The sequence below is a fragment of the Clostridium sp. UBA4395 genome (genome assembly GCF_002390995.1).
In the GTDB taxonomy this organism is placed as follows: Bacteria; Bacillota; Clostridia; order Clostridiales; family Clostridiaceae; genus Clostridium_J; species Clostridium_J sulfidigenes.
Genome location: NZ_DGRF01000095.1, coordinates 1 through 21666, shown reverse-complemented (window position 1 = coordinate 21666; position 21666 = coordinate 1). Strand labels below are relative to the sequence as shown.

The window sequence follows — 21666 nt, the reverse complement described above, 5'->3', positions numbered from 1 at the left end:
GGAGTTAATTTTTATGTATGAGTATTATAAATGTTAGAACTTTTTATTTTTCTGCATAAAGAGTTATTATCTTAACTATAGTTTCTACTGCCTTTTCCATAGAATCTACAGGAATGAACTCAAATTTTCCGTGGAAGTTATGTCCACCTGTAAATATGTTTGGTGTTGGAAGTCCCATGAAGGATAATCTTGCTCCATCAGTACCTCCTCTTATAGGAACTATAATCGGCTCGATATTAAGAGCTTTCATTGCTTCAACAGCTGTGTCTACTACATGAATTACAGGTTCTACTTTTTCTTTCATGTTGTAGTATTGATCTTTTACTGAAATTTCTATAGTACCTGCACCATATTTTTTATTAAGAAGGTCTACTATTTCTTTAATTAAAGTTTTCTTTTCTTCAAAGGTATTTCTAAAGAAATCTCTTATGATATAAGACATAGTAGTCTTTTCTACAGTTCCTACCATATCGCAAAGCATGAAGAAGCCTTCATATCCTTCTGTGTATTCTGGTCTTGCATTAACAGGTAATAATCCATTTAACTCCATAGCTATTTGCTGAGCATTTACCATTTTATTTTTAGCACTTCCTGGATGAACATTTCTTCCATTAATAACTATTTCAACACCAGCAGCATTGAAGTTCTCATATTCGATTTCTCCAACAGCTCCCCCATCTACAGTGTAAGCAAAGTCTGCTGCAAATTTTTCTACATCAAAGTGATCTGCACCTTCTCCAATTTCTTCATCTGGAGTAAATCCAACTTTAATAGTACCATGTTTTATATCTGGATTTGCAATTAAATATTCCATAGCAGTAACAATTTCTGATATACCAGCTTTGTCGTCTGCTCCTAATAAAGTAGTTCCATCTGTTGTGATAAGAGTTTTACCTATATAGTCATTTAATTCAGGAAAATCTACTGGAGATAAAACTGCATTTGCATTTAACTTAATATCTCCACCTTCATAATTCACCATTTGAGGCTTAACATCTTTACCTGAATAATCTGGAGCAGTATCCATATGAGATATGAACCCAATAGTTGGTATTTTTTTATCTGTATTAGCAGGCAATGTAGCCATTACGTAATTGTTTTCATCAATAGTAACATCACTCATTCCGATTCTTTTTAATTCTTCAAATAAAACTTCACCTAAAACTCTTTGGCTAGCAGTACTTGGAGTTGTTCCCGTAGAATCACTCGATTGTGTATCATACTTAGCATATCCTAAAAATCTTTCTATAACTTTTGACATAATATCGCCGCCTTTTTTAAATTTTATAAATATTTTATATTGTTTATCATATTTATTTTGTCCCATAACCCTAGTATATAAAACTCTAATTTTTTTTACAAGTTAATAAATTGTATATATCTACTATTTATCAATTTTATTTGTTATAATAATCATGAACAAGCTATGTCTATTCGATGCTAACATAATGTATTATATTGAATAATTTTAATTTAATACAATACATTCTAATTTATAAAAGACAAAATTTAGTTATAAGTAATTGGAGGGTAAGATGATATGTTAGATTTTAATAAAGCCTTAAGCTTTGAGGAGTATGTAGAAAAACAACATGCCAAATATGGAAATATCCAAGATAAAACCTATGCAGACACTGAACTTTCTAGTGATACTAAGGAACAAATAAAAAAACTAGATAAGGTTGTTCATGCTGCAATATTTACAGAAGGTTTTTGCCCTGATTGTATCGTAACTATTCCTTTCGTACAAAAACTTTCAGAAGAAAACCAAAACTTAAAGGTTCATTTATTTCCTAGAACAGGCTATGAAGGTTTTCTTGAAGAAGCAGTAGGCTGCAAAAGTATTCCTGCAGTAATCACTTTTACTGAAGAAATGGATCCTAAGGGTGCCTATGTAGAAATGCCTAAGGAGTTATTTAAAAAACTTCCTGTAATCTCTAATGATGAGAGAAAAGTTCTTGTTGCAGAATATAGATCCGGAAAATACAATAATTTAATAGAAAAAGACCTTTTAGATATAATACTTTAATTTTGTGATACATTTTAAAACTCATTCCTATATTTATTCATATATGGATGAGTTTTTTGTATTAATATTATATATGTTAATTATTAATGGGGTGATATTATGGGTTATAAAACAGAAATAATAACAAAGGATAAAATAAAAACTTCTAATTGGAGTGGGGGAACTACTAATGAAATATATATTTATCCTAAAGACTCTAATTACAAAGATTTAAACTTTAAATGGAGAATTAGTTCTGCCACTGTAGAGTTAGAACACTCCACCTTCACTAACCTTCCAAAAGTTTATAGATATATAACAACCTTGGAGGGTTCCATGGATATTTGTCACAATAAAGGTCCTCTAGTTCACTTAGAACCTTTTGAAGTTCATGGATTTTCTGGAGATGTAAACACTGAAAGCTTTGGTACTGTTACAGACTTTAATTTAATGATAGGACCTGGATGTGATGGGGTAATGAATGCACTAACTTTAAGTGAAGGTTCTTTACTAAAGCTGAATTTAAACAAAAGGAAAAACAGATACTTTTATCATAATTATATATTTTTCTCACCTAATTCAGACCTAACCCTTACAATAGATGGGAACAATATATCTCTACCTAAAAATCACACCTTAATCATAGAAAGTTGTGAAAAAGATAGCCTTTCTTCTATAGAAATTGCCTCCTCACAACCTTGCAATATCATTAGTATAGAAGCAGGCTTTTAAAAGTTATTTATTCAAATCTATGGCTCTGTTGAAAATTACAGTGATAAAATATAAATCTAATTTTTATAAAATATGGAGCATGTACTTTAATATAGGTACATGTTCCATATTTTTAGTCTCTACAGACTTGCTACTCCCATTTCTCTTGCTATTCTCATAACTTCCTCTGCTACTTTGCCTGATACTCTCTTGTCTAAGGCATTTGGGATTATGTTTTCTTCATTTAATTCTTCTTCTGGAATTAGGTTTGCTAAAGCTCTTGCTGCAGCTAACTTCATTTCATCGTTTATTTCTGTTGCTCTAACTGTAAGAGCTCCCTTAAATATACCTGGGAATACTAGAACATTATTAATTTGATTCGCAAAATCTGAACGGCCTGTTGCTATTACTCTAGCCCCTCCTAATTTAGCTTCATCTGGCATTATTTCTGGAGTTGGATTAGCCATGGCAAAAATAATTGCATCTGAATTCATAGTCTTTACATCTTCTGAATTTATCATGTTAGGCCCAGATACTCCTATGAACACATCAGCTCCTACTAAAACTTCTTTTAATGAACCCGATTCTTTATTTTTATTAGTAACCTTTGCTATTTCCTCATGAGATTCAAATAAGCAGTTGCCTCCATCATAAATAGCACCCTTCTTATCACACATGATAATATTTTCTGCTCCCGCCTTTAAAAGCAATTTACAGATAGCAATTCCAGCAGAACCAGCGCCATTTATTATTATTTTAACATCTTTAATATTCTTCTTAGTTAACTTTAATGCATTATATAAACCTGATAATACAACTACTGCAGTTCCATGTTGGTCATCATGGAATACAGGAATATTTAATTCTCTTTTTAAAGTTTCTTCTATATAAAAACATTCAGGAGCCTTTATATCTTCAAGGTTTATTCCTCCGAATACAGGACATATTAATTTTACAGTTTTTATTACTTCTTCTGGATCTTCACTGTCAATACATATTGGAAAAGCATCTACCCCAGCAAATTCCTTAAATAATAATGCCTTTCCTTCCATTACTGGAATTGAGGCTTCTGCTCCTATATTTCCAAGTCCTAATACTGCCGTTCCATTTGAGACTATAGCTACAGTATTAGATTTTATTGTATAATCATAAACCTTGTCTTTATCCTTAGATATTTCAATACAAGGCTCTGCAACTCCAGGAGTATAAGCTATAGATAAATCCTCTCTTGTATTAACAGGAATTTTACTTATAACCTCTAGTTTTCCCTTCTTCTCCTTGTGCATTTTTAAAGATTGTTCACCATATGACATAATTAAATCCTCCTAATTAAAATAATCTATTTTTTTGAAGATGCCTTATTTAAGTAATCACAATAAGGTGCTATAGGACATTCATGACACTTTGGCTTTCTAGCATTACATATTTTTCTTCCATGCCAAATAATATAATGATGTGCATCACTCCACATGTTCTTTGGTATGTACTTCATAAGTTTTTCTTCAACAATTTCTACATTATCTCCAGGTGCAAAACCTGTTCTATTAGAAATTCTAAACACATGGGTATCTACAGCTATAGCAGGCACTCCAAAAGCATTAGATAAAACCACATTAGCCGTTTTCCTACCTACTCCTGGAAGGGCTATAAGTTCTTCCATAGTTCTTGGAACTTGACCATTATGTTTTTCTACTATGGATTTACATGCCCCTAATATATTTTTACTTTTATTTTTATAGAATCCACAACTATGAATCTTTTTACCTAATTCTTCTTCACTTAAAGTTAGTATAGTCTGCGGAGTATTATACTCCTTATATAATTCCTTTGTAACTATGTTAACCCGCTCATCTGTACATTGAGCAGAAAGTATGGTTGATACTAAAAGTTCAAAGGGTGTTCTAAAATCTAACCCACAGGCAGCTCCTCTATAAGTCTCTTCTAATATTTCTAAAATTTTCTTTCGTTTTTCTTTATTCATAAAATCACCTCAATAAATTTCAATGATTGTAGTATTCCTAGTTAGTTCACTTCTATTATATCAGATTTTTATTATTTTACTTAATAAATAAGGGTTTAATTAGTATGTATTTATTTATAAAAGAATAATATTATTTTATAAACAAATACTATAAAAAACTTAATACAATAAGGAGGATTATTAAATGGATAATGCAATGTTTTGTTATCAATGTGAACAAACTGTAGGGGGAAAGGGATGTACTAAGTTAGGTGTTTGCGGTAAAACCCCTGAAATATCAAATTTACAAGACTTATTAATTTATCAGTTAAAAGGAATCAGTTGTTATGCTAAAGATTTACTTGATAATGAGCAAGTTATAGATAAATCAGTGGTTAGTTTTGTAGAAAATGCTCTATTTACAACTTTAACTAATGTTAACTTTGATGCAGCAAGTCATTTGAATATGCTTAAAGAATCACAAAAAATTAAAGAAACCCTAAGAAGTAAGGCATCTACCGATAAGGCGTATCCTGATCAAGCAACCTATAATTTAAGCAAAACTAAAGAAGAAATGCTTAAGGATGCCGTTAAAGCTGGAATTATGTATGATGGAGATTTAGATGCTGATATACGTTCTTTAAGACAAACTATTGTTTATGGTCTAAAGGGAGTAAGTGCCTATGGACACCAAGCTAGATTTTTAGGTTACTATGATGACCAAGTTGATAACTTCTATTTTCTAGGATTAGAATGTACAACTAATGATAACTTATCTGTTGAAGAGTTAATTAGAATGACTATGAGAACTGGTGATATGAGTGTAGCTGTCATGAAAAAACTTGATGAAGCTAATACTGAAAGTTATAAAAATCCAACTCCTCATCTAGTTAATGTAAAAGTAGAAAAAGGACCTTTTATAATTGTTTCTGGTCACGATTTAAAAGATTTAGAGATGCTATTAAAACAAACTGAAGGTATGGGAATAAATATATATACCCATGGTGAAATGCTTCCTGCTCATGGTTATCCTGAACTTAAAAAATACCCTCATCTAGTAGGAAACTATGGTAGTGCATGGCAAAACCAACAAACAGAATTTGATAACATTCCGGGCTGTATACTCATGACTACTAACTGTCTTATGAGACCTAGAGAAACCTATAAGGATAGAATATTTACAACTAACGTAGTTGGATGGGATGGAGTTAGACATGTTACTCTTAAAGAAGATGGAACAAAGGACTTCTCTGAAATCATAAATAAAGCTTTAGAATTAGGTGGATTTACTGCTTCTGAAGACAGAAAAGAAATTCTTGTAGGCTTCGGTCATAAAGCTACCTTAAGTAATGCCGGCAAAATTGTTGATGCAGTTAAAAATGGTGAAGTGCGCCACTTCTTCTTAATAGGTGGTTGTGACGGTGCAAGACCTGGAAGAAACTACTACACAGATTTTGCAAAAATGGTTCCTGAGGACTGTATTATCCTTACTTTGGCTTGTGGAAAATATAGATTTAACAAACTTAAATTTGGTGAAGTAGCTGGATTACCAAGACTTCTTGATGTAGGTCAATGTAATGATGCTTATTCTGCAGTAAGAATTGCTACTGCTTTAGCGGATGCCTTTGAAACTGATGTGAATGGATTACCATTATCCATTGTACTATCTTGGTATGAGCAAAAGGCTGTAGCTGATTTACTAGCTTTATTGTCCTTAGGAGTTAAGAATATATTCCTAGGACCTTCTCTTCCTGCATTTATAAGTCCAAATGTACTTCAATACTTAGTGGACACCTTCCAATTAACTCCTATAAGTACACCAGAAGAGGACTTAAAAACTTGTCTTAAACAAAGAGTTAACTAATATATTAAATGGTAGCCCAAATAGGACTACCATTTATTTTTATATAGTTCACAAAAACTTACCCTTGTGCAATCAGCTTGTCTTTTTCAAGAATGTGACTTACTAACCACTGATTTACGAATTCTAATAAATCAAGAATATATTTATGTTGATTCTCATCAATTTTATTTAAATCTATTTCCTCTAATTTTTTTATAAAGTTATCATGATCTATTTTTTGAGTAAACATTTTTTTATAATTTATACTCTCCATATAGGCTTCTTCATCTCTAAAGTGAAGAGCAGCATACCCTTTTAATTCTTCAATTAAATTTACTATTCTATCATATTTATCAATAATGAACTCATTATTTAATAACTCATAAATTTTATCAGCTATTTCAAAAAGCATTTTATGTTCATTATCAATAATCTCTATTCCTGTTTTAAATTCTTCCTTCATTTCGTACATTTAAATCACCCTCCAACTTTTCTCAATAGTACTAGTTAAATACGTTCAACATGAATTTTTTGAACTATTTCACTCTAGGACTACATAATACCATATAAGTAAATATTCTTCTATAACTTCAAGTAATAAAATGGTGTATAATCCCATAACTTAAACTTTTATTACTTATTATTTATTTGCATTATTATCTTATCTTGAGCCTGAAGTATTTCATCCAATTGAACACTTCCTAATTTTCTTCTCGCCTCTACAAAATCAATATCTGGAAATATATTTTGAATATAATAAATAACTCTTGGTGAAGCTCCTAATATAGCCTTACATAGAGTATCCATATCTAATTTACACAGAACTGTTTTCACTCTTTCCCTATCTATACTAATAATATCCTCAAAACTAAATAGTTTCATAGATATTTTGTTAAATAAATATATGTCATTTTCTTGTATTGTCATCATTAATCTAGATTTTTCAACATCTTCAAGATTCCTTAGTAATTCTATTATCTGTTCTTCAACACTTAAGAGTTCTTTGTATGTTTTTTCTAGATAGTAGGATATTTCCTTCCAAAGTTCTTCTGTTACTTGTCCATTCCTAATAATTTCTTCATAATATTTGGTCCTTAGTTCTACTGATAGCAATGACACAAAAAAAGTTAAATTCATAATAATTCCCCCATAAACCCCATTGGCATAAATAAATTTATAACTATATAATCGTACCACTTTCCTAAAAATGAAATAATAACCTGTATTTCTTTCAAATAATTAACAATTATTACTGAACTACTTTGTGTGTACAGACAAAAACCTATAATAGGAAATAAATTTAGTTCTCTTTTAAATATTAAATAAAAATATGTCATAGTAGTTACATGATGACCTTCATTCCTTTACAAATTTAAGTATTTTCATTACCATAACTCTTTTAAATTCAGCAAGGTCAAGTAGATTAGTTCTTGTTAAATGAGGTATAATATATTTAAAAAATATAGGAGGCAATATGTTTTGGCACATTACGGGAATCTTCAAAAAATAAGGTATGGTAAAAGAAAATATGGTATAACACCTCATATTCCTGGAGGTTTTATAACTCCAGAAAACCTTGAAAAAATAGCTAAGGTAGCTAAGAAGTATAATGGAGTTATAAAAATAACATCTGGACAAAGAATCTTAATAACTAATTTAGAGGAAAATGATCTACCTCAAATATGGGATGAACTACATATGGAACCCGCTGTTAAAACTCAAAATTCCGTTAAAAATGTAGAGATGTGTCCAGCAGGATATTGTAAAAGATCAAAATTTAATACAATTGGTATAGGTATGAAATTATCTAAAAAATATCAATGGATGGATATGCCTTGTAGAACTAAAATAGGTGTAGCAGGATGCAGAAATGCTTGTGGAAGTGTTTATAGTAAAGATGTTGGTGTTATAGCAGATATTAATGGTAAACTCATGGTAACAGCGGGTGGTTCAGCTGGATATAACCCTAGGATTGCAAATATTATAGCTAATGATTTATCAGAAGAGGACACTTTAAAATTAATAGATGCTATATTTGATTTTTATAAAGAAAATGCCCATGATGGAGAAAAATTAAGTTTTTTTATTGAAAGAATTTCAATAGAGAACTTTAAGAAAGAAGTTCTAAGTAGGTTTTAGAAATTTTTTATGATTTTAGTAAATGATGAAGAAAAGATTAACCATGTATTATAAATAAGCTAATTAAAGGCAAATAACAGGAGTTTTTATTAACTCCTGTTATTTGCCTTTATTATTTTTTCACTTCTTCTAGTTTACCCATAAATAGTATGGTTCCACTTTCTTCATCTTCTATAATAAATACAAAAGGTCTATCAGCTATAAACTCTTTAGGATCATCAATTATTGGCATTGCAGTTTCCCTAACTTCAACTAGAGTAGCTGCAGCTGCTTCACTTCCCTTTTCATTTACTTCTATCTTTCCTTGATGTAAAACGCTACTAACACAACTCTCTTCTCTTATTCCACTAAGATTAGCTCTATCACTAAAAATATCCTTCATTCCTAGGGCCACTAGAGGTCCTTTTAATTCTTTAGTTCCATATTCCATTTCAAACTTCGGAAAGCTTACATTAACAGCTTCCTGCTCTTTTCCAATGGATTTTTTTATAGAATTCCACTTATTCACATCTAAATTATTTATAAAATTATCTATATTTAAACCTTCCTTTGGTAGTACTGCATACATAGATACTTTTCCACTATCATAAGGCATTTTTATAGCTTTAAAATCATCCTTTTCTCCATAAAAGGTTTTATCATCAGCCGCAACCTTCCTCATAAAGTCTATCTCTATTTTATCTCCCTTTGAATTTGTAAACTCACCTATAGTATTATTGTTTGTATCAAATGGTTCTTGCCATTGCCCCTTGAAATATATAGCATTAATTAAATACATAATAACATCACCATCAATAGGACCTTTTAGCATATCTTTAATCATGTTATTAGTAGATTTTTCAATCCAATTATTAATTTTATCCACAGATGAGGATTTAGAGAAGTCCAAGTTATCCACTTTTGCACCAAAGATATCCTTATTAATGTTTATAAATTCTTTATTTATATTCTGACCTTCTCTTATCCATATAGAGTTACTTAGATTTAGCTTTACATTTTCATCTATATTCTCCAAGTAACTATGAAGAATTTTGTAACTATTATTTATCTTATCATCATTCATTCCTTCATAGCCTAGTACCTTATTCATCTCTGCTTTTGTATTCTCTTTAGCTCCATTATAGGTCATAGTAAGTGCCATGGAAATGCTCAAAGGAGATATAAACACATTCTTATTATTTTCATCCTTTGAGATTTCTTTGAATATATTGAATGCAAATTTATTATTGCCCTCAACCACTTCTTTATCCACCTCTTTAGCTGAAATCTCTTCCTTATTTTTACTAGAAAATTTCTCACATCCAATTAAAGAAGTAGCTACTATAGCTATAAGCATTAAAGAAATTATCTTTTTTAATTTCATAACATCACCTCTAAATTTAGTTTCACTTTATATACGTTGTTAAAGTGTTATAGTGCTATTTTTTATATTATTATAAATCTAATAATTAATTGATTAAATTATTTTCTATTGTATAATGGACATGTAATGCCTTAATAATTACCTATATCTTGAAAGCATTTTACTAAATTTAAATATTGGTATTACTAAATTATGATATAAAAAAATGTTAATGTAGAATAAAAATATTGAATTAATAAAGTGAGGTTTATATGACTAAGGATTTAACTAAAGGAAATGAAACCAAAGCTATAATAAGCTTTGCCATTCCCCTTATTATAGGAAATATATTTCAGCAATTATATAATATAGCCGACTCCATAATCGTTGGTAAATATATAGGTGCATCTGCTTTAGCGTCAGTTGGATCTTCTTTTACTATTATAGTATTTTTAACATCTATTATTCTGGGACTTTGTATGGGCGCATCCGTTGTATTTTCTCAATGCTTCGGAGCTAAAGATAATGCTAAATTAAAAAGTAGTATTTTTACTGCCTTTATCTTTATCGGCTTAATAACTATCATAATTAATTTATGTGCTATTTTTTTTACTGATAATATCTTAATTTTTATGAATACCCCACAGAGTTTATTTAATGATGTTAAACAGTATATAATTATAATCTTTTATGGTATAAGCTTTACCTTTATCTATAATTATTTTTGCTGTTTACTTCGTTCTGTTGGAAATTCCTTTATACCTCTTGTATTCTTAATAATAGCAGCCATAATTAATATAGTTCTTGATATTGTTTTTATAACTGTGTTTAATCTTGGTATTGCAGGGGCAGCTTATGCTACCATAATAGCTCAAGGCATATCTGGAATTTCAACAGCCATATATTGTTTTATCAAACTACCTGAAATCAGATTTAAAAAATGCGACCTTAAAATAGATATAAAGATTTTAAAGTTAGTAGCAAATTATAGCCTTCTAACAAGTATCCAACAATCTATAATGAATTTCGGGATTTTATTAATTCAAGGCCTAGTAAACTCCTTTGGAGTATCAATAATGGCAGCATTTGCAGCAGCTGTTAAAATAGATTCCTTTGCTTATATGCCTGTTCAAGATTTTGGTAATGCTTTTTCCACCTATATTGCCCAAAATAAAGGTGCCGGTGAAGCTTTAAGAATAAAAAAAGGAGTAAAATCTTCATTCAAGATTATTACCTTATTTTGCATTATAATATCAGCAATTGTAGTAATATTTTCAAAACAATTAATGACTATATTTATATCTCCATCAGAAGTTGAAATTATAGCTTACGGCTCTCAATATCTATGTATAGTAAGTGTATTTTACTTTCTCATTGGATATCTTTTCATGTTATATGGTTTTTATAGAGGTATAGGTTCCACTAATATATCTATTTTTCTTACTATTATATCCTTAGGACTTCGTGTCGGAATTTCCTATTGGCTAGCTCCTACCTTTGGTATAACTGCAATTTGGTGGTCTATTCCTATGGGTTGGTTCATTGCAGATATAATTGGTATATCCTTTATAAAAAGGTTTATAAGGAATATAAATAAATAATAAAAACCTCTTACAGATTACTCCTTTAAGTATCTATAAGAGGTTTTTATATAATATTTTAAATTTATAAACTAACAGTAGTTTCTTTTTCCGTAGATATATTTACTTTATTGGCTGCTTTAAATATTATAAGTCCAAAAATAAACATTACCACAATTCCTGCTACCCCAGCCTTAGAGCTTCCTGTTATATGGGTTGCTATACTCATGAGCATAGTTCCCATGAAAGCAGCCCCTTTACCAAATATATCATATAGTCCAAAGTATTCACTGGATTTCTCCTTAGGAATAATTTTTGAGAAATAAGATCTTGATAGTGCTTGAATTGCCCCTTGAAATACTGCAACACATACAGCAAGAATCCAGAATTCCCATGCTTTATCTAGCTGTAATGCAAATATGGTTATTGCTATATAACCCATAATTGAAGTTGCTATTAACTTATCACTTTTAAACTTTTTAGATAATCTTCCAAATAAAATAGCACAAGGAAAGGCAACTACTTGAGTTAAAAGTAATGCTAATAGTAAATTACTATCTGTAATCCCAACATCTTTTCCATAGGATGTGGACATGCTTATAATCGTATGAACTCCATCGATATAGAAGAAAAATGCAAGGAGGAATAAGAAAATCTTCTTGTTTTTTCTAATGTTTAAAAGAACCTTACCTAGCCTCTTAAAACTTTCTGCCACTGGCTTATTTCCTTTTTCAACATAATACTTTTGTTTATAGTTCTTTAGTAGAGGCATTGTTATTAGTAACCACCATAGGGCAGTTAATATAAAGGCTGTCCCCGTTGCCATTGCAGTTGTAAGTCCAATTTTATCTGCAAAAAGTACAAGGAGTAAACTTACTGTAAAAGGAATGCAACTTCCGATATACCCCCAAGCATATCCATGAGATGATATCTCATCCATTCTATCATCAGTAGTTATGTCATTGAGCATGGCATCATAAAAAATAAGACTTCCTGAAAACCCAACCTTCCCTATGACAAATATAGCTAGAAATACAATCCATGGTACTGGAAGAGCTAAAGCTGCACAACCTAACACTCCAAACATCATGAATAATGAAAATAGTGGTTTTTTATAACCCTTAGTGTCCGCTACGGTTCCAAGTATAGGTCCAAGTATTGCTACAATAATTGTAGATAAGGATACAGCATAACCCCAGTAAGCTGTTGAATCTGCTGGTGAAATTCCTGATAAACTTGCAACATTTTTAAAGTAAATAGGAATTATAGTAGACACCAACATGGTGAAAGCTGAGTTTCCTACATCATATAGAATCCACTGCTTTTCTAACTTAGTAAATTTACTCATTTTACCCCTCCTATAGAAAATTTCTATTGAAGAATTCCCCTAAGTTGTCATTATTTTTTATAGCACTATAGTACTCTTCAACTCTATGTACTGCCTCATCTATAGCCTCTTCATATAGGTTTAAAAGCTTTTTATTTATTTCTATACACTTTATATTTGGCTCTACATTAATTATCATACGACTAAAGCCTTCTCCACCTTTAATTAAACCTAATAAGCCTTTTATAATCTTTCTTTTCAAATTGTTTTCACATAATAGTAGTTTATTATAAAACCTTACAGACTTAAGGCATTTATATATTTCTTTTCCACTAACATTATCATAAATGCTAGCAATATGTGCTGCTATAACTTTATTAGGAATAATATGAGCTCCTGCACTATGCCTTTGTGGACTTAAATTATTTCTCCTCATTAATGCTCCATCTAACTCTGCTTCTATTTCAGCATGATATATATTACTTTCCTTCATAGCTTCTGCAATGAAAGGATGACAACTACTATCAAGGACAAAGTGGCATACAAATCCTAAAATATAAGAGAGACAAATCTCATCCTTACTTTCTTTAATATACTTTTTCGACCTTTCTAAAAATCCATAGGCCTTTTCATCATGTAATCTATGTCCATACTTAATTATTTCATTCTTAAATAAGGGCTTATAATAAAAAAGTATATCTGGACCATTAAGCCCTATATAATATGCTTCTTTATTTTGGGTTATAATATCTTTTATCCCATGGGGCAGTTTTTCTAAGACAGTATGTCCAAAACTATAGTGAGTATAACTTGCAGGCATATAAATCCACCTTTCAAATTTCATAAATATTCTGACTTTTATTATAATTATATATTTTTTATGTTTTCAGTGAGTTATATTAAGGTAAAATCCTTGTAAATCCTTATACTATTAATATTCCTAATTTAATTATAAAAGCACCAACTAATTAAAGCTAGTGCTTTTATAATTTATTCCACTATGAACTGCCAATTACCCTCTTGATGAACTAAAATATTATTTACATCTATATATATTTTTCTTAAAAATCTTTCTGTAATACTTAAATCTTCATTATCTAGGTATACCTCACCTTGCTGATTTTCCATATCACCCATGGCACCACCAGTTCTAAAATTTTCTCTTACCATAAATATTGTTCTACTTTCATCATAATTATTACTAAAATCAAAGTGTATAGTATACTCTCCACCTTTATTTGTGATAGAAGCAGCTTTAATACTATCTTGAAGCCCTTTAAGTTTAAAGTCTTCATTTATTTCAGAAGTTTCACCCTTCTTAGGAATTTTTATAGCTAATTTACCTCCTTCTTTTAAAACATAATTTATATCTATATCCTTTATTTTTATATCTAATTTGCCTTTGTAAGGATCTAATATTTTAAAAGCTCTCCCAGTTCCATCATTAGCATTTTCTATAGATAGTAAAGTACCTTCTTCATCTCTAACTTCAACTTTTCCAATGGCATCTAAACTAATGGTGTAATCTTCACGCTGTTTATAATCTATATTGCTCCATATTTTAAAGTATCTTTCTCCTTCTTCATAATAACTAGTTGCCCCTAAAAGAACCTCTTTATCTATGGCATTTCCACCAATTTCATCATAACCATTTTTAAAATCTACCTTTTTTAAATTAAACTCACCTATATCTTTATCCTTATAGTGCAACTTAAAATCTGTTATTAAACCCTCACCCTGCTGAAAAGTAAATCCTGCATATCCTCCACTTGCAAAGCTAGTTAATCCTACATTATACATATTTTCATCGCTAGTCTTTAATTTTAAGTTGTTTATTATTTCTCTTTGATCCCCTATGCCTTCAGCTTCTGCATCCTGGTTAAACCACATTTCAACATATATATTCTCACCATCATTTGCAATACTTTTTACCAATGCAGAACTATCATCAATATTAATTCTTACTGGTTCTTCTAGCATATATAGCTCTTTATCTGCTTGCTGTTTTATAATGCCTTGGGAAGGAGTAAATATTAGTTTTTCAGCTATCTGCGCAATGACTTCCTTGCCTAAAGGTGACATGCCTATTAATAGGGCTAATATAGCAACCACTGCAGCCACTTTATACTTCTTCATAGACTTTTGCATTTTCCCGTTTTTCTCCTTCAAGGATTTCTTCAATCTCTGTTTTTCAACTTCATCCATAGGAATTTCTTCAAACTCACTTATATCAAAATCAATCTCATTAAATTTATCATATATATCCTTATTATCCATAACTATACCCCCTCCCTAGCTTCCTTATAGTACTCTCTTCTTATCTTTTCTCTGCCTCTACTAATTCTAGTATTTATATTACTTACAGAAAGCTTTAATGTTTCACTAATGCTTTTACTCTTCTCTCCAAGTAAAAATTTCATTATAAAAATAGTTTTATCTGGTTCCTCCATACTTTCTATAATACTTACTAACCTACTATTTTCTATATCATCAAGATAATGATCTTCTGCACTTTTACCATCAGTGATGGCTTCATCCATAAGCTGGTTATTTTCTTTTTTACCATACTTTCTGTAGTAATCAATTGCTTTAAATTTTGTGATAGCCCCTATCCAACTTTTAAACTTAGAACTATCCCCAGTAAACTTATACCCATTAACCCAAATTGCCATAAATACATCTGACATACATTCCTCAATTAACCCTTTATCCTCTACAGAACATAAGGTTTTAGATATAATTCCTTTTACTAAGGGCCCATATATATCAATGATATAATCAAGAGCTTTAGGATTTTTTCTTTTTAATTCTGCAATAAAATTGTCTTTATCCACCCTCATTAAATCTCCTCCAAATTTCCTTCTTCACCCTATATATCGAAAGCAATATAGCTTTTCTTACAAAATTATAAAATTAAATATAAAAAGTGTCTTAAAATATACTATACTTTAGTTTTTACTAAAATATAATCCAATATTTTAAGACACTCTTAAATTAAACATTATTTAATTACTTACTTATCTAATCTAGTCTAATCTACAGAATCTGTTTCCTCTAATGGTTTAAAGAAACTTTTATCCCTTTTACAAACAGGACATCTCCAGTCATCTTTTAATTCTGCAAAAGGTACCTCTTCTTGGCTTTCATCATACAAGTAGCCACATATACTACATTTATAAATTTTCATATCAATTCCTCCTCAATATAAAATTATATTAATAAACTCCTTATATTAGCTAAATTACCAACTCAGGATTATTAATCTCTTACCCTTTGATGTAGCTTTAGTCATCCTATTTAAATTGTAAATCTCCTGAAAGTCCCATGAACAAAACAACTATTTAACTAGTTATATATATTCCTAGTTGTAAAGTTTTATATTTTTATATTTACATAGTTATATACTTGCCTTTTCAAGTTTCTATGGCTCTACCTGTATAAAAGTATTTCCCCCAGAGGACTCCAACTTATTAAGTGTTCCATTATTATTAATTGCCGTCATAGAGTAATATTTATATTTAAATCCATAGGTGTCTTGAACCTCAACTAACACATCTAACATATCTCCATTTTTTAATTTATATTTCTCTTTGATAGTTCCAGTATAATTACTAACTTCACTTGAAGGTTCATTACTTTTTTCTAATTTAATTTCATCTATAACTTCCTCATTTATTCTTATCTTACATGAAGCTTCTTCTACAGAATTTCCTTTTATAGAACTTGGATAAATGACACTTTCAATCCGTCCATCAATTATAACTTCATCACCCTTTGTTTCATATTTCCCTTTAAAACCTTGAGGCATAATTTGAAGTTGATACTCCATTTGATCTATATATTCATCTTCCCATGTTTCTTTTTTCACTTCTTCTCCATAGTCTAAAGTAAATCCAAATTTAACAGTACTCCTTATTGGAACTGCTATCTTTGCACTATAGTTTAAAGCTTTATCTAATTTACCTTCAACACTCTTACTATCTCCATCGCTACAGTCATAGTTAAAATAAAACTTTAATCCTTCTTTATATACCTTAGGAGTTCCTTTAAGATTAATACTAATGGTTTTGTTTTCTGCATCTAGCCCTTCTACTGAGTAACTAAAGTCACTTAAAATACTCCCTTGCTTTTTTAGGGTTTCTTCTACGGTGGTATTAATGCTACTTAAGGATGTCCTCATATCATTATACTGATTATAAATATCACCTTGTAAGCTATCTAGGTCTTGTCTAAGAGAATTAACTTTTAACAAACCCCACAGATTAAGCAATATCAAAACTATAAACCCTATAATAACTCTTCTTTTTACTTTTTTATTTTTCTCTAATAACTTATTATCTTCCACTTCAATCCCCTTTCATAACTATATTCTTATCCATCTATCTTCTAATGCTTTATTAACCATATCTTCATCACATAAATATTCTCTTAATATATCTCTTATGTATCTATCATCATATTTATGATTAGAATTATTTTTTAAATCTTTATATCCAGAACCTCTATGAAGATAATCAGAGCTACTTACCCTATAAACTTTATCTTCCTTAAGAGGTTGTCCATTTATAATAACTTCTAATACTTCTCTTTCCCTATATTTAATCATTACATTTCTAGAAAAATGAAGTCTTCCTACATATTTTCCTCTAAAACCTGGTCCCCTACCATCAGCTAAAACTATGTCCCCATCTAAACTTTCCTTAATAGCTTCTAATATATATTTCCCTTCAATTTCAAAGTATGTAGGATTTAATGGGGATGGCTCTATTTGTAATAGCTTAAGATTAGTTACTGCACCTTTTTTTATTCCTCCATTTAATACTCCACTATTTATGAAAGCAAAATCACAATTATAAACTTTAGATAGTCCATCTGCTAATAAGTTAGTAATAGGATTTTCTTCTATTACATCATGCCATAAATTTTCTTTAACTTCATATAGTGGTATAGAAAGATTATTTAAAGCTATCTCTTTATTATTCTTTAATACTTTAACTATACCTTTATCCATATCTAAGCCTTCTATATTTATATTTTCGCCTTTTACTAAACTTACTTTATTATCTTTTATAGATAGTTTCAATACTCCCAAGTGTTCTCCAAACTGTCCTGAGGTATGGATTATAACATTATTTATAATCTTAGGTTCATCCATAAGGATATGAAAATGTCCTCCTATTATTACATCTACCTCTGAAATTTTTGTTGCAATCTCTTCATCCTTATCCATACCTAAATGGGATAGAACTATACATATATCATATTTACCCTTATTATTATTTATCTCCTTATTTATTCCCTGAAGATAATCTAAAATATCTAATCCACAGCTTGTACTAAACTCATTTAAATTTGGAGAAGCACCTATAATTAATATCCTTAACCCAGCTTTATTAATTATTATACTTTTGTTTAGCCCTTCTATTTCCTCACCATTGAGTTTTCTTATATGACAACTCAAAAAAGGTATCCTTCCATCAGAGGTTAATCCTTCTAAAGTATGAATTCCATCAAAGGTCTCATTATTTCCAATGGAAATAGCATCATATTCAGCTTCCTGAAGTAAATCTATTGCAACCTTCCCCTTAGTCCCATTAACTTCTACTCTTTTAAAATCTGCTAAATCCCCTGCATCTAATACAATTGTATCATCATTTTTTAACTCATTAATTTTTGTAGTTATTCTTGCTAAATTTTCAAAATTGCTATGTATATCGTTAGTATGTAATATTTGTAATTCCATAATACATCTCCTTTGTATATGCTAATAAATCATTATAAAATTCACATAAAAATAGACTTTAAATAGAGTTCTTTACTCCCACTTTGAAGAAGATTGGAGTATTAGAGCTAGTAGTTATCGGATAACTCAATGAACATTATATATATCCATATATATAAATATTTTACAACATCTTATGGAATATTCATATGAAAATTTAGTTGAAATTGAAATTTATTTTCACAAATTTCACACATATAACATAACATACTATTAGGTAGAAATTAATTCAAGGAGAAAACAAATGAGCAATTATAATGATTACTCACATAGAAAAATGGAATACGCTTGTGCTTTTGTATTACCTCAAGCATATGAAAACTTATTTTTAGTTAAAGATGCTCTATCAAAGGGCACAATATTTAAGGACTTATATAAACCTTACAACGAGAAGAAAAACTCAAGAAGGGAATAGAGGAGTGAGATATTATGTATGATCAAGAATTATTAAATAATATAAGAAAACTTCAATTTTATTGCATAGATTTAAATCTATATCTAGATAACTTCCCTGATAACGAGGAAGCTACTAAGGATCTACAAGCCGTATCTCATAAGCTCGGAATATTAGTACGTCAATATGAAGAAAAATATGGCCCACTTACTAATTTCGGCTCAGCCTCTGTTGAAAGTCCAATGTGCTGGACTTCATTACCATGGCCTTGGGAAAATTATTAACACAGGAGGATTATAATATGTGGTATTATACAAAAATGTTAGAATATCCAATAAATCTTAAATCTAAAGATCTTAGAATGGCAAAATTTCTAGTAGCTCAATATGGTGGCCCAGATGGAGAATTAAGTGCAGCGCTTAGATATTTGAATCAACGTTACACTATGCCTACTGGAAAATCTAAAGCACTACTTACTGATATAGGTACAGAGGAGATGGCTCACGTTGAAATGATAGCTACTATGATTTATCAACTTATGAGCAATGCTACTCTAGAAGAACTTGAAGAAGTAGGTCTTGGTGGTCACTATACTAATCACGGAAGAGCTTTATTCTACACAGACCCTGAAGGAGTACCTTGGACAGCAGCTTATATCCAAGCTAAAGATGATGTAGTTGCAGATCTTCATGAAGATTTAGCTGCAGAAGAAAAAGCAAGAGCAACCTATGAATGGTTAATAAATCAAAGTGATGATTATCAAATTAAAGAAATTTTGAAATTCTTAAGAGAAAGAGAAGTTGTTCACTTCCAAAGATTTGGTGAAGCTCTAGATGACGTACAAGATTGTTTTAAAAGAAAACCATTACTAGATCCATTGAATAGATAAATTAAAAATTTATATTCTAAGTGAATATACTTATATAAATAAGGGGCTTGCAAAATAAACTAATTTTATATATTTTGCTAAGATCCCTTATTTTAATTTTACTAGATAACCTTGTTATGATTACTATAAAACTTTATATAATATAATAATCAACTTTATTATTTAGATTTTAAAAATATTATAGGGGATATCAATAAATAAACTTCTAATCTTTTACTATGTTGAGCTTGTACTTATATCAGATGACAAGCTCAACATTAATTTAAGATTTAGCTTATTTTGAGATATCCCCTTTCTTAAATCAGAAGTTTTTTCTATATTATTTTCTATATTATAGTTGTATCTCCATTACTACTTCTCCCCACATTATCTTTCCAGTTTTTCTAAAACCTACAGCTTCATATAATTTTTCAGCAACACTATTTTCTGGTTCAAAGCTTGTATAAACTTTTATATTTCCATGTTCTTCTTTTAATATTTCTAATAGTTTTAATATAGCAGCCCTGCCATATCCTTTTCCTTGGTGTTTCTTGTCCATCATAAGTCTACACATCCACCAGCTATTATCATCACTATCAAAGCTGTACATTAAAAATCCTACCATAACTTCTCCATCATATATTGCCAACGGATAGTTTCCCTCTTCAAACTTAGACTCCAATATAGAGTATGCATTTGATGCTACGAAACACTTCTGGTTTTCTTCTACAGAGAGCTCAATACACTCGCTCCAATTGTCATTATCTATTGCTTTAAAAATAAGATTCATAAATGTTTTCCCCCTTTTAAATTATATATCTATAATAATCAAACTGTGTTTTAATCTTAAATCCATTTTTAGTATATAAATTGTATGCCCTGTTATTTTCACTATCAACCTCAAGAATAATGTTATTAATATCCATTGATAAAAGTTTTTCTAGTAATAGATTCAACATTTCTTTTCCATATCCATGACCTTGATATTTAGGTGAAATTCCCAATCCACAAATACAGCCGTCATTATTCTCCAAATTAATATTACATACTCCAATAATCTCATCATTAAATTTAGCTATATAAGGTATCATTTCTTCAGAATCCAAAGCTCTATTAACCATGGTCTGCCCTACTTCTAAACTTCTCTTAAAAATATCAGCTTGTAATGCTGCTATTTTATCTGCATTTTCTCTTTGTAAAGGCACTAACTTCAACTTGCTATTACATTTTAAACTATTAGTTGAATTATAAACTAATACGTATTCTGAAAAATCATATTTTGTATTAAGCTTTTCTAAAATATATTTCGCACCTTTACTTGTTGGTTCATGGACAAAAAGCATTTCTTTAACTCCATAGTTGCTTATCTCCTTAATAGCCTTTTCAAGAAGTAATTTAAAGTATCCTTTCTTTCTTTCATCAGGTAGAGTATACGCTGATACTTCTGCTTCTTCTGTTGTTGGTATGAACATAGATATAAAGCTAATAAGGGTTTCTCCTTCATATAATAGAAAATAACACTTCATTTCTTTGTTAAAGTTCAATTTATTTGATAGAAACACATCTCCCCTTAATCCATCCTGTTTTTTACATAAATCTTCTAATTTTTTTATATCCTTAATTTGTGGTTCACTTAATTCTTGTAATTCTAAAACTATCATTTCATTTATTTTCTCCTCTCTAATACTTCCGTTCTGTTAAGTTATATGAAC

The 21666-nt window shown here is 29.8% G+C and carries 23 protein-coding genes; 8 read left to right on the top strand and 15 right to left on the bottom strand.

Features of this window, described 5'->3' with window-relative positions; genetic code table 11:
* Positions 1-43 precede the first annotated feature (43 nt).
* The gene (gene pepT / locus B2694_RS17390) at positions 44-1261 is read right to left on the bottom strand and encodes a peptidase T (protein ID WP_346886828.1); all 1218 of its coding nucleotides are present in this window, start codon (positions 1259-1261) and stop codon (positions 44-46) included.
* Positions 1262-1540: 279 nt separating this feature from the next.
* Here pepT and B2694_RS17385 point away from each other — a divergent pair, with 279 nt between their 5' ends.
* Positions 1541-2029 carry a thioredoxin family protein gene (locus B2694_RS17385; protein WP_346886827.1) on the top strand — a complete coding sequence of 163 codons (489 nt, stop codon included), beginning with the start codon at positions 1541-1543 and terminating at the stop codon, positions 2027-2029.
* A 99-nt stretch (positions 2030-2128) separates the two neighbouring features.
* Positions 2129-2740: a HutD family protein gene (locus B2694_RS17380; RefSeq protein WP_346886826.1), complete on the top strand. Its 612-nt coding sequence runs from the start codon at positions 2129-2131 to the stop codon at positions 2738-2740.
* 119 nt (positions 2741-2859) lie between these two features.
* Here B2694_RS17380 and B2694_RS17375 read toward each other — a convergent pair whose 3' ends face one another.
* Both B2694_RS17375 and nth read right to left on the bottom strand, forming a co-directional pair.
* Positions 2860-4032 carry an NAD(P)-dependent malic enzyme gene (locus B2694_RS17375; protein WP_346886825.1) on the bottom strand — a complete coding sequence of 391 codons (1173 nt, stop codon included), beginning with the start codon at positions 4030-4032 and terminating at the stop codon, positions 2860-2862.
* Between the two features lie 26 nt (positions 4033-4058).
* Positions 4059-4700 (bottom strand): endonuclease III, encoded by a 642-nt coding sequence (gene nth, locus B2694_RS17370; RefSeq protein WP_346886824.1) that lies wholly within the window; start codon positions 4698-4700, stop codon positions 4059-4061.
* 184 nt (positions 4701-4884) lie between these two features.
* Here nth and hcp point away from each other — a divergent pair, with 184 nt between their 5' ends.
* Entirely contained in the window at positions 4885-6543 is a 1659-nt protein-coding gene (gene hcp, locus B2694_RS17365; protein WP_346886823.1) for a hydroxylamine reductase, read from the top strand.
* Positions 6544-6601: 58 nt separating this feature from the next.
* Here the strand turns inward: hcp and B2694_RS17360 are convergent, their stop codons facing one another.
* Together B2694_RS17360 and B2694_RS17355 are read right to left on the bottom strand one after the other, a co-directional pair.
* Positions 6602-6994 (bottom strand): bacteriohemerythrin, encoded by a 393-nt coding sequence (locus B2694_RS17360; RefSeq protein WP_346847080.1) that lies wholly within the window; start codon positions 6992-6994, stop codon positions 6602-6604.
* A gap of 161 nt (positions 6995-7155) precedes the next feature.
* Positions 7156-7659, bottom strand: a complete 504-nt coding sequence (locus tag B2694_RS17355; RefSeq protein ID WP_346886822.1) for a FliG C-terminal domain-containing protein — start codon at positions 7657-7659, stop codon at positions 7156-7158.
* Between the two features lie 342 nt (positions 7660-8001).
* Between B2694_RS17355 and B2694_RS17350 the strand changes: the two genes are divergently transcribed.
* Entirely contained in the window at positions 8002-8661 is a 660-nt protein-coding gene (locus tag B2694_RS17350) for an NAD(P)/FAD-dependent oxidoreductase (RefSeq protein WP_414632741.1), read from the top strand.
* Positions 8662-8773: 112 nt separating this feature from the next.
* Here the strand turns inward: B2694_RS17350 and B2694_RS17345 are convergent, their stop codons facing one another.
* Entirely contained in the window at positions 8774-10024 is a 1251-nt protein-coding gene (locus B2694_RS17345; protein WP_346886820.1) for a serpin family protein, read from the bottom strand.
* A 251-nt stretch (positions 10025-10275) separates the two neighbouring features.
* Here B2694_RS17345 and B2694_RS17340 point away from each other — a divergent pair, with 251 nt between their 5' ends.
* Entirely contained in the window at positions 10276-11604 is a 1329-nt protein-coding gene (locus tag B2694_RS17340; RefSeq protein WP_346886819.1) for an MATE family efflux transporter, read from the top strand.
* A 64-nt stretch (positions 11605-11668) separates the two neighbouring features.
* Here B2694_RS17340 and B2694_RS17335 read toward each other — a convergent pair whose 3' ends face one another.
* From B2694_RS17335 to B2694_RS17305, 7 genes are all read right to left on the bottom strand, one after another.
* Positions 11669-12931 carry an MFS transporter gene (locus B2694_RS17335; RefSeq protein WP_346886818.1) on the bottom strand — a complete coding sequence of 421 codons (1263 nt, stop codon included), beginning with the start codon at positions 12929-12931 and terminating at the stop codon, positions 11669-11671.
* A 10-nt stretch (positions 12932-12941) separates the two neighbouring features.
* Positions 12942-13730: a zinc dependent phospholipase C family protein gene (locus tag B2694_RS17330; RefSeq protein WP_346886817.1), complete on the bottom strand. Its 789-nt coding sequence runs from the start codon at positions 13728-13730 to the stop codon at positions 12942-12944.
* Positions 13731-13900: 170 nt separating this feature from the next.
* A complete protein-coding gene (locus tag B2694_RS17325) occupies positions 13901-15187 on the bottom strand; it encodes a hypothetical protein (RefSeq protein ID WP_346886816.1) in 1287 nt (428 codons plus the stop codon).
* 2 nt (positions 15188-15189) lie between these two features.
* Positions 15190-15750: a sigma-70 family RNA polymerase sigma factor gene (locus tag B2694_RS17320; protein ID WP_346886815.1), complete on the bottom strand. Its 561-nt coding sequence runs from the start codon at positions 15748-15750 to the stop codon at positions 15190-15192.
* A gap of 191 nt (positions 15751-15941) precedes the next feature.
* Positions 15942-16097: a rubredoxin gene (locus B2694_RS17315; RefSeq protein WP_346886814.1), complete on the bottom strand. Its 156-nt coding sequence runs from the start codon at positions 16095-16097 to the stop codon at positions 15942-15944.
* A 234-nt stretch (positions 16098-16331) separates the two neighbouring features.
* Positions 16332-17255 (bottom strand): hypothetical protein, encoded by a 924-nt coding sequence (locus B2694_RS17310; protein ID WP_346886813.1) that lies wholly within the window; start codon positions 17253-17255, stop codon positions 16332-16334.
* A gap of 18 nt (positions 17256-17273) precedes the next feature.
* Entirely contained in the window at positions 17274-18653 is a 1380-nt protein-coding gene (locus B2694_RS17305) for a bifunctional metallophosphatase/5'-nucleotidase (protein ID WP_346886812.1), read from the bottom strand.
* A gap of 283 nt (positions 18654-18936) precedes the next feature.
* On the opposite strand from B2694_RS17305, the gene B2694_RS17300 reads away from it, so the two are divergent.
* From B2694_RS17300 to B2694_RS17290, 3 genes are read left to right on the top strand one after another with little or no spacing between them, the layout of a single operon-like run.
* Positions 18937-19107 carry a spore coat associated protein CotJA gene (locus B2694_RS17300; RefSeq protein WP_346886811.1) on the top strand — a complete coding sequence of 57 codons (171 nt, stop codon included), beginning with the start codon at positions 18937-18939 and terminating at the stop codon, positions 19105-19107.
* Positions 19108-19121: 14 nt separating this feature from the next.
* Positions 19122-19370: a spore coat protein CotJB gene (locus tag B2694_RS17295; RefSeq protein ID WP_035129619.1), complete on the top strand. Its 249-nt coding sequence runs from the start codon at positions 19122-19124 to the stop codon at positions 19368-19370.
* 17 nt (positions 19371-19387) lie between these two features.
* Positions 19388-19975, top strand: a complete 588-nt coding sequence (locus tag B2694_RS17290; RefSeq protein WP_035129621.1) for a manganese catalase family protein — start codon at positions 19388-19390, stop codon at positions 19973-19975.
* Positions 19976-20306: 331 nt separating this feature from the next.
* Here the strand turns inward: B2694_RS17290 and B2694_RS17285 are convergent, their stop codons facing one another.
* Together B2694_RS17285 and B2694_RS17280 are read right to left on the bottom strand one after the other, a co-directional pair.
* Entirely contained in the window at positions 20307-20744 is a 438-nt protein-coding gene (locus tag B2694_RS17285; protein ID WP_346886810.1) for a GNAT family N-acetyltransferase, read from the bottom strand.
* 16 nt (positions 20745-20760) lie between these two features.
* The gene (locus B2694_RS17280) at positions 20761-21615 is read right to left on the bottom strand and encodes a GNAT family N-acetyltransferase (RefSeq protein WP_346886809.1); all 855 of its coding nucleotides are present in this window, start codon (positions 21613-21615) and stop codon (positions 20761-20763) included.
* Between the last annotated feature and the right edge of the window lie 51 nt (positions 21616-21666).

What these genes read in the sequence shown, in the direction of transcription:
- B2694_RS17305 (WP_346886812.1), bottom strand. Translation starts at nt 18,653, where the DNA reads ATGGAATTACAAATATTACATACTAACGATATACATAGCAATTTTGAA.
- B2694_RS17285 (WP_346886810.1), bottom strand. Translation starts at nt 20,744, where the DNA reads ATGAATCTTATTTTTAAAGCAATAGATAATGACAATTGGAGCGAGTGT.
- B2694_RS17375 (WP_346886825.1), bottom strand. Translation starts at nt 4,032, where the DNA reads ATGTCATATGGTGAACAATCTTTAAAAATGCACAAGGAGAAGAAGGGA.
- B2694_RS17355 (WP_346886822.1), bottom strand. Translation starts at nt 7,659, where the DNA reads ATGAATTTAACTTTTTTTGTGTCATTGCTATCAGTAGAACTAAGGACC.
- B2694_RS17335 (WP_346886818.1), bottom strand. Translation starts at nt 12,931, where the DNA reads ATGAGTAAATTTACTAAGTTAGAAAAGCAGTGGATTCTATATGATGTA.
- B2694_RS17325 (WP_346886816.1), bottom strand. Translation starts at nt 15,187, where the DNA reads ATGGATAATAAGGATATATATGATAAATTTAATGAGATTGATTTTGAT.
- hcp (WP_346886823.1), top strand. Translation starts at nt 4,885, where the DNA reads ATGGATAATGCAATGTTTTGTTATCAATGTGAACAAACTGTAGGGGGA.
- B2694_RS17330 (WP_346886817.1), bottom strand. Translation starts at nt 13,730, where the DNA reads ATGCCTGCAAGTTATACTCACTATAGTTTTGGACATACTGTCTTAGAA.
- B2694_RS17385 (WP_346886827.1), top strand. Translation starts at nt 1,541, where the DNA reads ATGTTAGATTTTAATAAAGCCTTAAGCTTTGAGGAGTATGTAGAAAAA.
- B2694_RS17345 (WP_346886820.1), bottom strand. Translation starts at nt 10,024, where the DNA reads ATGAAATTAAAAAAGATAATTTCTTTAATGCTTATAGCTATAGTAGCT.
- pepT (WP_346886828.1), bottom strand. Translation starts at nt 1,261, where the DNA reads ATGTCAAAAGTTATAGAAAGATTTTTAGGATATGCTAAGTATGATACA.
- B2694_RS17300 (WP_346886811.1), top strand. Translation starts at nt 18,937, where the DNA reads ATGAGCAATTATAATGATTACTCACATAGAAAAATGGAATACGCTTGT.
- B2694_RS17280 (WP_346886809.1), bottom strand. Translation starts at nt 21,615, where the DNA reads ATGATAGTTTTAGAATTACAAGAATTAAGTGAACCACAAATTAAGGAT.
- B2694_RS17380 (WP_346886826.1), top strand. Translation starts at nt 2,129, where the DNA reads ATGGGTTATAAAACAGAAATAATAACAAAGGATAAAATAAAAACTTCT.
- B2694_RS17360 (WP_346847080.1), bottom strand. Translation starts at nt 6,994, where the DNA reads ATGTACGAAATGAAGGAAGAATTTAAAACAGGAATAGAGATTATTGAT.
- B2694_RS17295 (WP_035129619.1), top strand. Translation starts at nt 19,122, where the DNA reads ATGTATGATCAAGAATTATTAAATAATATAAGAAAACTTCAATTTTAT.
- B2694_RS17290 (WP_035129621.1), top strand. Translation starts at nt 19,388, where the DNA reads ATGTGGTATTATACAAAAATGTTAGAATATCCAATAAATCTTAAATCT.
- B2694_RS17315 (WP_346886814.1), bottom strand. Translation starts at nt 16,097, where the DNA reads ATGAAAATTTATAAATGTAGTATATGTGGCTACTTGTATGATGAAAGC.
- B2694_RS17340 (WP_346886819.1), top strand. Translation starts at nt 10,276, where the DNA reads ATGACTAAGGATTTAACTAAAGGAAATGAAACCAAAGCTATAATAAGC.
- nth (WP_346886824.1), bottom strand. Translation starts at nt 4,700, where the DNA reads ATGAATAAAGAAAAACGAAAGAAAATTTTAGAAATATTAGAAGAGACT.
- B2694_RS17320 (WP_346886815.1), bottom strand. Translation starts at nt 15,750, where the DNA reads ATGAGGGTGGATAAAGACAATTTTATTGCAGAATTAAAAAGAAAAAAT.